12 protein-coding genes and 1 rRNA gene are annotated in these 12,745 nt (G+C 71.6%); 10 read left to right on the top strand and 3 right to left on the bottom strand.

The annotated features are described in order from the left end of the window. The first annotated feature begins 132 nt into the window (after window positions 1–132). Window positions 133–249, top strand: a 5S ribosomal RNA gene (rrf, locus tag ACFP2V_RS21205). Between the two features lie 119 nt (window positions 250–368). Here rrf and ACFP2V_RS21200 read toward each other — a convergent pair. Continuing rightward, window positions 369–1,706: a hypothetical protein gene (locus ACFP2V_RS21200; RefSeq protein WP_381214651.1), complete on the bottom strand. Its 1,338-nt coding sequence runs from the start codon at window positions 1,704–1,706 to the stop codon at window positions 369–371. 54 nt (window positions 1,707–1,760) lie between these two features. Here ACFP2V_RS21200 and ACFP2V_RS21195 point away from each other — a divergent pair, with 54 nt between their 5' ends. Further along, the gene (locus ACFP2V_RS21195) at window positions 1,761–2,588 is read left to right on the top strand and encodes a tetratricopeptide repeat protein (RefSeq protein ID WP_381214648.1); all 828 of its coding nucleotides are present in this window, start codon (window positions 1,761–1,763) and stop codon (window positions 2,586–2,588) included. 77 nt (window positions 2,589–2,665) lie between these two features. On the opposite strand, the gene ACFP2V_RS21190 is transcribed toward ACFP2V_RS21195, so the two are convergent. Beyond that, window positions 2,666–3,958, bottom strand: a complete 1,293-nt coding sequence (locus ACFP2V_RS21190; protein WP_381214627.1) for a DUF1015 domain-containing protein — start codon at window positions 3,956–3,958, stop codon at window positions 2,666–2,668. A 71-nt stretch (window positions 3,959–4,029) separates the two neighbouring features. Between ACFP2V_RS21190 and ACFP2V_RS21185 the strand changes: the two genes are divergently transcribed. The 4 genes from ACFP2V_RS21185 to ACFP2V_RS21170 all read left to right on the top strand — a co-directional run bounded on the left by ACFP2V_RS21185 (window position 4,030) and on the right by ACFP2V_RS21170 (window position 8,187). Continuing rightward, window positions 4,030–5,061, top strand: coding sequence for an HAD-IIA family hydrolase (locus tag ACFP2V_RS21185; RefSeq protein ID WP_381214624.1), 1,032 nt, complete (start codon window positions 4,030–4,032; stop codon window positions 5,059–5,061). A gap of 74 nt (window positions 5,062–5,135) precedes the next feature. Beyond that, window positions 5,136–6,182: a FecCD family ABC transporter permease gene (locus tag ACFP2V_RS21180; protein ID WP_381214620.1), complete on the top strand. Its 1,047-nt coding sequence runs from the start codon at window positions 5,136–5,138 to the stop codon at window positions 6,180–6,182. After that, a complete protein-coding gene (locus tag ACFP2V_RS21175; RefSeq protein WP_381214617.1) occupies window positions 6,179–7,216 on the top strand; it encodes a FecCD family ABC transporter permease in 1,038 nt (345 codons plus the stop codon). Before ACFP2V_RS21180 ends, ACFP2V_RS21175 begins: the two co-directional genes overlap by 4 nt. Beyond that, window positions 7,213–8,187: an ABC transporter ATP-binding protein gene (locus tag ACFP2V_RS21170; RefSeq protein ID WP_381214614.1), complete on the top strand. Its 975-nt coding sequence runs from the start codon at window positions 7,213–7,215 to the stop codon at window positions 8,185–8,187. Before ACFP2V_RS21175 ends, ACFP2V_RS21170 begins: the two co-directional genes overlap by 4 nt. Here the strand turns inward: ACFP2V_RS21170 and ACFP2V_RS21165 are convergent. Next, entirely contained in the window at window positions 8,171–8,518 is a 348-nt protein-coding gene (locus ACFP2V_RS21165; RefSeq protein WP_381214611.1) for a sterol-binding protein, read from the bottom strand. The genes ACFP2V_RS21170 and ACFP2V_RS21165 overlap by 17 nt on opposite strands. A gap of 42 nt (window positions 8,519–8,560) precedes the next feature. Here ACFP2V_RS21165 and ACFP2V_RS21160 point away from each other — a divergent pair, with 42 nt between their 5' ends. The 4 genes from ACFP2V_RS21160 to recN all read left to right on the top strand — a co-directional run bounded on the left by ACFP2V_RS21160 (window position 8,561) and on the right by recN (window position 12,589). After that, window positions 8,561–8,938, top strand: coding sequence for a hypothetical protein (locus ACFP2V_RS21160; protein ID WP_381214608.1), 378 nt, complete (start codon window positions 8,561–8,563; stop codon window positions 8,936–8,938). A 7-nt stretch (window positions 8,939–8,945) separates the two neighbouring features. After that, window positions 8,946–9,761 carry a TlyA family RNA methyltransferase gene (locus tag ACFP2V_RS21155; RefSeq protein ID WP_381214605.1) on the top strand — a complete coding sequence of 272 codons (816 nt, stop codon included), beginning with the start codon at window positions 8,946–8,948 and terminating at the stop codon, window positions 9,759–9,761. Then, window positions 9,758–10,663, top strand: coding sequence for an NAD kinase (locus ACFP2V_RS21150; RefSeq protein ID WP_381214602.1), 906 nt, complete (start codon window positions 9,758–9,760; stop codon window positions 10,661–10,663). The genes ACFP2V_RS21155 and ACFP2V_RS21150 overlap by 4 nt, the downstream gene beginning before the upstream one ends. A gap of 207 nt (window positions 10,664–10,870) precedes the next feature. Beyond that, on the top strand, window positions 10,871–12,589 hold the full coding sequence (gene recN, locus ACFP2V_RS21145; RefSeq protein WP_381214645.1) for a DNA repair protein RecN: 1,719 nt from the start codon (window positions 10,871–10,873) through the stop codon (window positions 12,587–12,589). Window positions 12,590–12,745 lie beyond the last annotated feature (156 nt).

The raw sequence follows: 12,745 nt of genomic DNA, 5'->3' as shown, positions 1-12,745 counted from the left end.
CGGTACTAATAGGCCGAGGGCTTGTCCTCAGTTGCTCGCGTCCACTGTGTTGGTTCTGAGGCAACGAACGGTTGCCGGCTTTGAGCAGAACATAAAAGAAAAGTGTGCTTGTTCGCTCGAAACCATTTGGGTTTCGGTGGTCATAGCGTGGGGGAAACGCCCGGTCACATTCCGAACCCGGAAGCTAAGCCTCATTGCGCCGATGGTACTGCAGGGGGGACCCTGTGGGAGAGTAGGACGCCGCCGAACAATCTTTGGAAGGACCCTTGGTCACCAGCGTTCAGCTGGGGCCAAGGGTCCTTTTGTATTTTCTGGAGCGCGCCGGATTTCTGGCTGCGCGAGAATATTTGCGGTACCGAAGACAGGAGTCACCGATGTCCACCAACTCTCCCGGCGACCGACCGGAACGCGACCAGCGGCGACGGGACAGTGGTGACCGTTCGGACCGAGGCGGCCAGCGGGGTGCCGGTCCGAGTCGATCCAGCGACCGCGACCGTGGGGTTCGTCGGGACGACCGAGGCGCCGGCCGGCCGGAGCGAGGCGGTTTCCGCGGCCGGGACGACAACCGCGGTGACAACCGCGGTGACAACCGGAGCGGCGAGCGCGGCGGCTACCAGGGCCGGGACGACCGTAAGGACGATCGCCGTGCCGGTGGACATGAGCGTTCCGGTTTCCGCCGGGATGACGGCCGGGGCCACGGCCGTCAGGACGACCGGCGTGACGACCGTGGCGAGCGGGGCGGTTTCCGCGGGCGTGACGACAGCCGTGGCGACAGCCGTGGTGGAGACCGGGGTGGTTACCGCGGTCGTGAAGACAGCCGTGGTGGAGACCGCGGTGGGTTCCGTCGCGACGACAACCGCGGCGACAATCGCGGTGACAGCCGTGGCGGCGAGCGGGGCGGTTACCGCGGCCGGGACGACAGCCGTGGTGGTGATCGGGGCGGCTTCCGTCGCGACGACAGCCGTGGTGACAGCCGTGGTGGAGACCGTGGTGGCTTCCGCCGGGACGACAGCCGCGGTGGTGGCGAGCGTGGTGGTTACCGCGGGCGTGACGACAGTCGTGGTGGCGAGCGGGGCGGCTTCCGGCGCGACGACCGTCGGGACGACCGGCGCAGTGATGATCGGCGCAGTGACGACCGTGGCGAGCGGGGCGGTTTCCGCGGGCGTGACGACAGTCGTGGTGGTGATCGGGGCGGCTTCCGTCGCGACGACAGCCGTGGTGACAGCCGTGGTGGCGAGCGGGGCGGTTTCCGCGGCCGGGACGACAGCCGCGGTGGTGGCGAGCGTGGTGGTTACCGCGGGCGTGACGACAGCCGTGGCGGTGATCGGGGCGGCTTCCGCCGGGACGACAGCCGTGGCGATGACCGGGGTGGTTACCGCGGGCGTGACGACAGCCGCGGCGGTGATCGGGGCGGCTTCCGTCGCGACGACAGCCGTGGTGACAGCCGTGGTGGCGAGCGGGGCGGTTTCCGCGGCCGGGACGACAGCCGTGGTGGTGATCGGGGCGGCTTCCGTCGCGACGACAGCCGTGGTGACAGCCGTGGTGGAGAGCGTGGTGGCTTCCGCCGGGACGACAGCCGCGGTGGTGGCGAGCGTGGTGGTTACCGCGGGCGTGACGACAGTCGTGGTGGCGAGCGGGGCGGCTTCCGCCGGGACGACAGCCGCGGTGGTGGCGAGCGGGGCGGCTTCCGTCGCGACGACCGGCACGGTGGCGGCCGGTTCCGTGAGGAGCGGGAGCGGGACCGGGAGCCCATCAAGCGGCTGCCGATCCCCGAGGACGTCACGGGCGAGGAGATCGACAAGGACGTACGGCAGGAGTTGCAGAGCCTGCCCAAGACGCTCGCGGAGGATGTTGCCAAGAACCTGGTGATGGTCGCCCGGCTGATCGACGAGGACCCCGAGGGCGCGTACGGCTACTCCAGGGTCGCGCTGCGGCTGGCGTCGCGCGTCGCCGCCGTACGGGAGGCCGCCGGCTTCGCCGCGTACGCCAACCAGAAGTACTCCGAGGCACTGGCGGAGTTCCGGGCGGCGCGGAGGATGACCGGTACCACGGAGCTGTGGCCCCTCATGGCCGACTGCGAGCGTGGGCTCGGGCGGCCGGAGAAGGCGCTGGAGATGGCCGGTGCCCCCGAGGTGCAGAAGTTGGACAAGGCCGGGCAGGTCGAGATGCGGCTCGTCGCGGCCGGCGCGCGGCGCGACATGGAGCAACTGGATGCCGCCATTGTGACGCTCCAGAGCTCCGAGCTGGCGTCCCACGCCGTGCAGCCGTGGACCGCGCGGCTGCGGTACGCGTACGCCGACGCGCTGCTCGCCGCCGGACGGGCGGACGAGGCACGTGAGTGGTTCGCGAAGGCCGTGGAGGCCGACCGGGACGGCAGCACCGACGCCTCGGACCGGTTGGCCGAGATGGACGGCGTGGAGTTCATGGACGCGCTCGACGAGCATGACGACACCGACACCGACACCGACACCGGTTCCGACACCTCGACCGACGAGGCCGAGGACGTGCGCACGGACCTGGACGCGGACAACGGCGACGCCGACAAGGCCGATGCCGACAAGGCTGAGACCGACGTCAACAAGGACTGACGCCTGACACACGAAGGGGTGGGATTCCCGGTTCACCGACCGGGAATCCCACCCCTTCGTGCGTCACCAGCGACGCGTCACCCGTCGAACGCGCGCAGGACCAGTCCCGAGGCCGGCTTGGGGCCGAAGGACGTCGACTTGCGGGGCATCGTGACGCCCTGGCGGGCGAGGTCGCGGACGACCTCCTCGTGGACCGGATGCATCAGCACCGCCGTGCCGCCGTCGCGTTCCGCCTTCTCGACGGTCGCGGCCGTGTCGTGGATGTAGGCGATGTGGGCCGGGGAATCCTCGGAAATGTGCCACACCTGGTCCAGGAGCGTGGAGTGCAGGACCGTCGCGTCCAGGGTTCGCCAGGCTTCCGGGCGGTCGGCGGGGACCGTACGGGCCAGCAGATCCGGGTCCGGGCGGTCGACGAGGTGGAAGGCGCCGTCGCCGGCCAGGAGGAAGGCGTTGCCCGCGCCGGCCGCCTCGGCCAGTGCCTCCATGGCCTCCGGCAACGCGGCGTCGATGCGGCGGACCCGGAACAGGCCGTCGAGGGCGGTCAGTGCGTCCGTGACGGGCAGGCCGTGCAGCAGACGGTGGATGGCGCGGACGCGCAGCGGGTAGCGGGCCGTGTCGACGAGGAGCACCAGGCCGTGGTCCCAAGGGCTGGGGGAGGGGTGCTGCGCACGCAGGCGGCGGTAGGTCGCCCAGCGGTGGTGGCCGTCGGCGATGAGGGCCTGCTGGCCGGCCAGGTCGGTCCGGACGGTGGCCAGGTCCTCGGGGTCGGTGAGGGACCACAGCCGGTGGTGGAAGCCGTCCTCCGTGGTGGTCGCGAGGACGGGAGACGTCTTGGCCGTGCGCTCGATCAGATCGGCGGTGGCGGTTGCCGATCCGTCGCCGGGGTAGGTCAGCAGCAGGGGCTCGAGGTTCGCCGAGGTGGCCAGCATCAGGGCCGCGCGGTCGGCGACGACGTGCGGCATGACGTCCTCGTGCGGCAGGACCAGCTGCTCGTCGGGGTCCGACACACGCAGGGCGCCGATGATCCCACGCTGCAGCAGACCGTCGCCGTCGCGCTGTTCATAGACGTAGAGACCGGGTTCGGGGTCCGTGGTCAGGACGCCCTCGGCCCGCCAGCGGTTCAGGGTCGCGGCGGCCTGGGCATTGCGGGCTTCGGGGGTTTCGGCCTCGGGCAGGATCAGCCGGACGATGTTGTACGGGTCGGCGGACTGCAAGTGATGCAGACCGTCGGGGCGGACGACGACGTCGTACGGAGGGGATGTCACGGCGGCCAGGCTGCCGACCCGGTCGGGGTCGTAACGAAGGCCTCGGAACGGGGTGAGTTCCAGGCCTCGGCGCGCCTTCGCTTCCGAGGGACCTGCAGTCTTCATCCAGGCATCGTACGGGTGTCAGCGGCATGGGGGATGATCGGGGAAAGCCGTCGAACGAGGAGCGATGCGGAATGAGCCGAAGCGTCAGGACGAGGCCCGAGGGCAGTGGGCAAGCCCTGAGCAAGGCGTACGACACGGCGCTGCTCGACCTCGACGGTGTGGTGTACGCGGGTGGGAAGGCGATCGCCCACGCGGTCGAGTCGCTGGCCACCGCCGGCGCCGGGGGCATGCACCTGGCGTACGTGACGAACAACGCCCTGCGCACGCCGGACGCCGTCGCCGCGCATCTGACGGAGCTGGGGATACCGACGGAGGCCGCCGATGTGATCACATCGGCGCAGGCAGTCGCGCGGCTGGTGAGTGAGCAGGTGCCGCCGGGGGCCAGGGTGCTGGTGATCGGTGGCGAGGGCCTGCGGGTGGCGCTGAGCGAGCGCGGGCTGACGCCCGTGGAGTCGGCGGACGACGACCCGGCGGCGGTGGTGCAGGGGTACGGCGGCCCCGACTTCCCGTGGGGGCGGTTCGGGGAGGCGAGTTACGCGGTCGCGCGCGGGGTGCCGTGGTTCGCGTCCAACACGGATCTGACGATCCCCAGCGGCCGAGGCATCGCGCCGGGCAACGGGGCGGCGGTGGAGGTCGTACGGATCGCGACGGGCGCGGAGCCGCAGGTGGCGGGCAAGCCGCTGCCGCCGATGCATCGGGAGACGATTCTGCGGACGGGCGCCGAGCGGCCGCTGGTGGTGGGCGACCGGCTGGACACGGACATCGAGGGCGCGTTCAACGGCGGTGTCGATTCACTGCTGGTACTCACGGGCGTGACCGACGGTGCGCAGTTGCTGGCCGCGCCGCCGCAGCACCGGCCGACCTTCGTCGACGCCGATCTGCGCGGGATGCTCACCGGGCAGCCGGAGGTCGTCGCGGTGGACGGCGGCGGGTTCCGGTGCGGTGGCTGGACGGCGACGACGGCCGGTGAGCGCCTGGAGCTGGACGGGGAGGGGACGGCTCCGGACGGGCTGCGGGCGTTGTGCGCGGCGGCGTGGACAGCGGCGGGCGACGGCGAGTGCCGGCTGGACGGGGGTAAGGCGCTGGCGCGACTGGGGCTGTGAGGGGTACTCGACACCCGGATGCCCGCCGATCCGAGGAATCGTGATCGGATGGGAGGGTAGGCTAACCTAACCGCGTGTTGGTCGAGAGTCCCCCCGAACAGCGCGCGGACACCGCCCCCGCGCATCCGAACCGCCGGGCGCTGCTCCGTGTCCTAGGGCTGCTCCTCTCCGCCGTGATCCTGGTGCTCGTCGCCCTGGCGAGTATCGCGATCGGGGCGAAGGACCTGTCCCTGCAACAGGTCTGGCACGGCCTGTTCGAGGATTCGGGAACCTATGGCGATGCCGTCGTCGCCGACCGGTTGTCACGGACCGTTCTCGGCGCGCTCGCCGGTGCCGCACTCGGCCTGGCGGGAGCGGTGCTTCAGGCCCTGACCCGTAATCCGCTGGCCGATCCGGGACTGCTCGGCATCAATGCGGGCGCGTCCGCGGCGGTCGTCACGGCCATCACCTTCTTCGGCGTCACCTCGCTGTCCGGCTATGTGTGGTTCGCGTTCTGCGGAGCGGCGGCGGTCGGGGCACTGGTGTGGTTCCTCGGCGGCAGCCGGGGCGCGACACCGGTACGCCTGGTACTCGCCGGCACCGCGATCACCGCCGCGCTGTTCGGCTACCTCCAGGCGATCATGATCCTCGACGAGGCTGCCCTGGGCAGGATGCGCTTCTGGACGGTCGGATCGCTGTCCTCGGCGAACGGCTCGGTGATCCGGCAGGTGCTGCCCTTTCTGCTGATCGGTTTCGTGCTGGCGCTCCTGCTCGCCCGGCCGTTGAACGCCATGGCCATGGGCGACGACACCGCCAAGGCCCTCGGCGCCCACCTGAACCGCACGCGAGGGCTGGCCATGCTCGCCGCGACCCTGCTGTGCGGGGCCGCGACGGCCGCCTGCGGGCCGATCGCCTTTGTCGGCCTGATGGTGCCGCACGTGGTGCGCTCGTTCACCGGACCCGACCTGCGCTGGATCCTGCCGTACGCGGCGGTCCTGTCGCCCGTGCTGCTGCTCGGCGCCGACGTCATCGGCCGCGTCCTGGCCCGGCCCGCCGAAGTCCAGGTCGGCATCGTCACCGCGATCATCGGCGGCCCGGTGTTCATCTATCTCGTACGACGGCGGAGGACGGCCCAGCTGTGAAGACCAACCGTGCTGTGCGGACGCCCGGCGGCCTCTCGCTCCGGGTGGACGTGCGCGCCCTCGTCGTCGGCGTCCTGCTGCTGCTCGTGGCGCTCACCGCGAGTGTGGTGCTGATCGGCACCGGCGACTTCCCGATACCGGCCGCCGACGTGATCCGGACGCTGCTGGGCGAGGGCGACCCGGGCCAGGAATTCATCGTCACCGAACTGCGGCTGCCCCGGGTCCTGGTGGGGCTCCTCGTCGGTACCTCCCTCGGTCTCTCCGGTGCGCTGTTCCAGTCCATCTCCCGCAATCCGCTCGGTAGTCCGGACGTCCTCGGTCTGGGCCAGGGCGCCACGGCCGGCGCGCTCGTGATGATCGTGCTGTTCTCCGGAACCGCCGGCCAGGTCGCCCTCGGCGCCCTGGCCGGCGGACTCGTGACCGGGTTCGCCATCTATGCGCTCGCCTGGAAGCGGGGGGTGCACGGATACCGGCTGGTCCTGGTCGGTATCGGTGTCTCCGCGATCGTCACCGCGGTCAACGGCTACCTGCTCACCAAGTCCGACATTGTCGACGCGGCCCGTGCGATCGTCTGGATGACCGGTTCCCTCGACGGCCGTGACTGGGACCAGGTCTGGCCCCTGCTCGCGCTGTGCGCCATCCTCGTACCGCTGGTTCTCGCCAACTCCCGAGGGCTCAGGATGATGGAGATGGGCGACGACGTCTCGTACGCCCTCGGGGTCCGGGTGGAGCGCGTACGGATGCTGCTGATGCTGTCCGCGGTCCTGCTCACCGCGTCGGCGACGGCCGCCTCCGGGCCGGTCGGTTTCGTCGCACTCACCGCGCCGCAGCTCGCCCGGCGCCTGACCCGTTCGCCCGGACCGAATCTGGTGGCGTCGATGTGCATGGGCGCCGCCCTGCTGGTGACCGCCGACTGGATCTCGCAGCGGGCCTTCGGCGCCGAGCAGTTGCCCGTGGGCGTGGTCACCGGCGTGCTCGGCGGTGTCTACCTGCTGTGGCTGCTGGTCACCGAACGCAAGGCGGGCCGGATATGAAGCGACCGGTCAACGGACCGGTCAACGGACCGGTCGACCGACGGACCGCCGGGCTGAACAACCGAAGGAGCATCGTGAACCGACTGTCCGCCGAGGATGTCACCCTCGCCTACGACCAGCGTGTCATCGCCGAGCAGTTGTCGGTGGAGATACCGGACAACTCCTTCACCGTGATCGTCGGCCCGAACGCCTGCGGCAAGTCGACGCTCCTGCGGGCGTTGTCCCGGATGCTGAAGCCCAGCCGGGGACGGGTGCTGCTGGACGGGCAGGTCATTCAGTCGATGCCCGCGAAGAAGGTCGCCCGCATCCTCGGGCTGCTGCCCCAGTCGTCGATCGCACCCGACGGGATCACCGTCGCCGACCTGGTGGGGCGCGGCCGGTATCCGCACCAGGGCATCCTGCGCCAGTGGTCCACCGAGGACGAGCGGGTCGTCCAGGAGTCGATGGCCCGGACCGGCATCGCCGACCTCGGCGAACGCCATGTCGACGAACTCTCCGGCGGGCAGCGGCAGCGCGTGTGGATCGCCATGGCGCTCGCCCAGGAGACCCCGCTGCTGCTGCTCGACGAGCCGACGACCTATCTGGACATCCAGCACCAGATCGACGTACTGGACCTGTGCGCGGAACTGCACGAGGAGCAGGGCCGCACCCTCGTCGCCGTCCTGCACGACCTCAACCACGCCGCCCGGTACGCCACCCACCTCATCGCGCTGCGCGAAGGGAAGGTCATCGCACAGGGTGCTCCGAAGGAGATCGTCACCGCCGGGCTGGTCGAGCAGGTCTTCGGCCTGAGCTGCCAGGTCATCGACGACCCCGAGACGGGTACGCCCCTGATCGTGCCGGCCGCCCGCAAGGCGCGGACCGCGGCAAAGCAGGACACGGACAAGCGGAGCACAGGCAAGCAGAGCACAGGCAAGCAGAGCACAGGCAAGCAGGCCACGACGAAGGTGGGAGCTAGAGAAGCTTCCTGAGGTGGAGCAGGTCGAGCAGACCTGCCTCCAGCTTCACCCGGCCCGACCCCCATGCCCTGGCGAAGTGCAGTTCGCCGTCGACCAGGGCCAGCAGGTCGTCCCCCTTCATGGCGAGCCTGATCTGCGCCCGCTCGCGCGGAGGGCCCTCGAGAGTGTCGTGCACCTCGATCCGCCCGCCGGTGAGCCGGCCGGCGAAGGTCACATCCAGGTCGGTGACATGGCAGCTGACCGAGCGGTCCATCGCCGCCGCCGCGCGGACGTCGCCCTCGGCACGCCGCATGGAGTCGGACAGTCTGCCGAGTGCGGCACGGCATTCCTCGATCGTGGCCATCGCGGACGACGGTACCCCAGCGGTTCGCGGTAGCGTCAGGGCATGAACGACGCAGTACCCCAGCAGGGGAGCGTGCAGCAGCCGCCCCCGCAGGCGGAGCACACCGGGCCCCTGGCCGCGCACCCCGCATCTCCGCGGCCCGAGTACACCCCCGCGGCCCCCGCGCCCCTGAACGTGCCCCGCACCCCCACCGGAAACGCCGAGGTGGACGCGCGGATGGAGCGGCTGGCCGACGCCGACCACCTCGCCCCGGACGGCCATGTCGAGGTGTACGAAGATGTGCACCGGGGGCTGCGCGACGCACTCGCCGCGCTCGACGCCCGCCCGGGACCTCCGGCTCCCACCCGGCACCCGACCGCCACCCCGCAACGAGGCCCTTCGGGCCACGAGTCCCATGCAACCTACCGACAGGGGAGCTGAACCGAACGTGGCAGGAGTCGCACGCCGCCGTCTCGACGCGGAGCTGGTCCGCCGGAAGCTCGCCCGGTCGCGTGAGCACGCCGGTCAGCTGATCGCCGCCGGTCGGGTCAGCGTCGGCAAGACCGTCGCGACCAAACCCGCCACCCAGGTGGAGACCGCCGCCGCGATCCTCGTCACCGAGGACGCCGGCGACCCGGGCTACGTGTCGCGCGGCGGCCACAAGCTCGCCGGCGCGTTCGAGGCGTTCGTGCCGCAGGGGCTGGTCGTCCAGGGGCGGCGGGCGCTGGACGCCGGTGCCTCGACCGGGGGTTTCACCGATGTTCTGCTCCGGGCCGGGGCCGCGCACGTGGTCGCCGTGGACGTCGGATACGGACAACTTGCCTGGTCTCTCCGAAACGATGAACGCGTCACCGTCAAGGACCGTACGAACGTACGGGAGTTGACGCTTGAAGCAATCGATGGGAAGCCTGTGGATCTTGTCGTGGGGGATCTGTCCTTCATCCCGCTCGGGCTGGTCCTGCCCGCCCTGACACGGTGCGTGCGGCCGGACGCCGATCTGGTGATGATGGTCAAGCCGCAGTTCGAGGTGGGCAAGGAGCGGCTGGGCAGCGGCGGCGTCGTACGCAGCCCGCAGCTGCGCACCGAGGCCGTGCGGGGAGTGGCCGCCAAGGCCTGGGAGCTGGGACTGGGGGTGAAGGGCGTGACCGCGAGTCCGCTGCCCGGACCCTCGGGGAATGTCGAATACTTTTTGTGGCTGCGGGCGGGGGCTCCGGAACTGGACCCGGCCGACATCGACCGTGCAGTGGCGGAGGGGCCGCGTTGACACCGAACCGAGCTCGTACTGTTTTCCTGCTCGCCCACACCGGCCGCCCGGCGGCCATCCGCAGCGCGGAACTCGTGGTCAAAGGGCTGCTGCACTCCGGACTCGGGGTGCGGGTGCTGGAGACCGAGGCGCGTGACCTGCCGCTGCCGGACGAGGTGGAGACCGTCAGGGAGGCCACCCCCGAGTGCCTCGACGGCTGTGAACTGCTGATCGTGCTGGGCGGCGACGGCACCCTGCTGCGCGGCGCGGAGTTCGCCCGCGCCTCGGGCGTGCCGATGCTCGGCGTGAACCTCGGCAGCGTCGGCTTCCTCGCCGAGGCCGAGCGGGACGACCTCGACAAGGTCGTCGACCGGGTGGTGAGCAAGGCGTACGAGGTCGAGGAACGGATGACCGTCGACGTCGTCGTGCACCAGAACGGCGCCATCGTGCACACGGACTGGGCGCTGAACGAGGCGGCTGTGCAGAAGGTGTCCGCCGAGCGGATGCTGGAGGTCGTGCTGGAGATCGACGGGCGTCCGGTGACCGGGTTCGGCTGCGACGGCATCGTGTGCGCCACCCCGACCGGATCGACCGCGTACGCGTTCTCCGCCGGCGGGCCCGTGGTGTGGCCCGAGGTCGAGGCGCTGCTGATGGTGCCGATCAGCGCGCACGCCCTGTTCGCCAAGCCGCTGGTGACCTCGCCGGACTCGGTGCTCGCGGTGGAAATGCTGCCGCACGTCCCGCCCGGCGTGCTGTGGTGCGACGGGCGGCGGACCGTGGAACTGCCGGCCGGCGCGCGGGTGGAGGTCCGGCGCGGTGCCGTCCCGGTCCGGCTGGCCCGGCTGCATCACGCCTCGTTCACGGACCGGCTGGTGGCGAAGTTCGCACTGCCGGTCTCGGGATGGCGGGGAGCACCGCGCTAGGGCAGGCCCCGGCCCGCGAGTTTCCCTCCGGCCCGCCCCCGCCCGGCCTCACCGCACCCCTCCGTCCGCGCCCGTACCGGGCACCGGGACCCGCCGGTGAACGGGGTCCCGCTCACGGGTGACGACCTGCGGTGTTTCCGTTCGGGCGGGGGGCGGCGTCGCACGGCGCGGGGAAAACCTCGTAAGGTCTGGGACGTGTTGGAGGAGATGCGGATACGGTCGCTCGGAGTCATCGACGACGCCGTGGTCGAGCTGTCACCCGGCTTCACCGCAGTCACCGGTGAGACGGGCGCGGGCAAGACCATGGTGGTCACCAGCCTCGGGCTGCTGCTGGGGGGAAGGGCGGACGCGGCCCTGGTGCGGATCGGTGCCAGGAACGCGGTCGTCGAGGGGCGGATCGCCGTGCCCGAGGGCGCCGCGGCCGCCGCACGCGCGGGAGAGGCCGGGGCCGAGCTCGACGACGGGGCGCTGCTGATCAGCCGTACCGTTTCCGCCGAGGGGCGTTCCCGGGCCCACCTGGGCGGGCGGAGCGTGCCCGTGGGGCTCCTCGCGGAGATCGCCGACGACTTGGTGGCGGTGCACGGGCAGACAGACCAGCAGGGGCTCCTCAAGCAGTCCCGGCAGCGGCAGGCGCTCGACCGGTACGCGGGCGACGCGGTCGCCGGGCCGCTCGCCAAGTACACGGCGGCGTACAAGCGGCTGCGGGCCGTCGCCACGGAACTCGAGGAACTCACCACCCGCGCGCGTGAACGGGCCCAGGAGGCCGACATGCTGCGCTTCGGGCTCGACGAGATCGCCGGCGTGGAGCCCCGCGCCGGCGAGGACGTGGAACTGGCGGAGGAAGCCGAACGGCTCGGGCACGCCGAGGCCCTGGCATCCGCCGCGTCCGTCGCGCACGCCGCTCTCGCCGGAAACCCGGAGGATCCCGAGAGCATCGACGCGGGAACGCTCGTCGCGGGCGCCCAGCGGGCCTTGGAGGCCGTCCGGGCGCACGATCCGGAGCTGGCCGCGCTCACCGACCGGATCGGCGAGGTCGGCATCCTGCTGCGTGACGTCGCCGGGGACCTCGCCGGATACGCCGACGACCTGGACGCCGATCCACTGCGGCTGGCGGCGGTCGAGGAACGCCGGGCCGCGCTCACCGGGCTCACTCGCAAGTACGGCCGGGACATCTCCGCCGTGCTGGCCTGGGCCGAGGAGAGCGCCGCGCGCCTCACCGACCTGGACGGCGACGACGAGCGGATCGAGGAACTCACCGCCGAACGCGACGGCCTGCGTGCCGAACTGGGCGGGCTGGCGCAGACCCTCTCCCAGGCGCGCACCGAGGCCGCGGAGCGCTTCGCGGCCGCCGTCACCGCGGAGCTGGCATCCCTCGCCATGCCGCACGCGCGCGTGTCGTTCGACATCCGGCAGACGGAGGACCCGGACGGCGTCGAGGTCGGCGGGCGCACGGTCGCCCACGGGCCGTCGGGCGTCGACGAGGTCGAGCTGCTGCTCGCCCCGCACCCCGGGGCGCCGCCCCGGCCCATCGCCAAGGGCGCTTCCGGCGGTGAACTGTCGCGCGTGATGCTGGCCGTGGAGGTCGTGTTCGCCGGGACGGACCCGGTGCCGACGTATCTGTTCGACGAGGTCGACGCCGGTGTCGGCGGCAAGGCGGCGGTCGAGATCGGGCGGCGGCTCGCCAAGCTGGCGAAGAGCGCCCAGGTCGTGGTCGTCACACATCTGCCGCAGGTGGCCGCCTTCGCGGACCGGCAGCTGCTGGTCGCGAAGACGAACGACGGGACGGTCACCCGGTCGGGTGTGAAGGTGCTCGAAGGGGAGGACCGGATCCGGGAACTGTCGCGGATGCTGGCCGGCCAGGAGGACTCCGAGACGGCCCGCGCCCACGCGGAGGAGCTCCTGGCGACGGCACGCGCGGACGGCTGACAGCCCCGCGCGGGTGGCCGGCGGACGGCTGAGGGAATCGGCGGTCGGCCGGTCGTCCACCGAGGTGTCGGCCGACAGGAGGTACTTTGTCACTCGTACGGGTGGCGTTTCCGTCCACTTCGCTGCGGGCGGCCGCTCCGGTCGTTGCCGGAATTG

This window comes from Streptomyces incanus (genome assembly GCF_042656345.1).
GTDB classification, from domain to species: domain Bacteria; phylum Actinomycetota; class Actinomycetes; order Streptomycetales; family Streptomycetaceae; genus Streptomyces; species Streptomyces incanus.
Note: the sequence above shows the minus strand (reverse complement) of the source record. Positions and strands in the feature narration are given on the sequence as shown.

Excerpts from the sequence above, each read along its gene's own strand:
- ACFP2V_RS21190 (WP_381214627.1), bottom strand. The coding sequence starts at position 3,958 with ATGAAGACTGCAGGTCCCTCGGAAGCGAAGGCGCGCCGAGGCCTGGAA.
- ACFP2V_RS21185 (WP_381214624.1), top strand. The coding sequence starts at position 4,030 with ATGAGCCGAAGCGTCAGGACGAGGCCCGAGGGCAGTGGGCAAGCCCTG.
- ACFP2V_RS21170 (WP_381214614.1), top strand. The coding sequence starts at position 7,213 with ATGAAGCGACCGGTCAACGGACCGGTCAACGGACCGGTCGACCGACGG.
- ACFP2V_RS21165 (WP_381214611.1), bottom strand. The coding sequence starts at position 8,518 with ATGGCCACGATCGAGGAATGCCGTGCCGCACTCGGCAGACTGTCCGAC.
- ACFP2V_RS21160 (WP_381214608.1), top strand. The coding sequence starts at position 8,561 with ATGAACGACGCAGTACCCCAGCAGGGGAGCGTGCAGCAGCCGCCCCCG.
- recN (WP_381214645.1), top strand. The coding sequence starts at position 10,871 with ATGCGGATACGGTCGCTCGGAGTCATCGACGACGCCGTGGTCGAGCTG.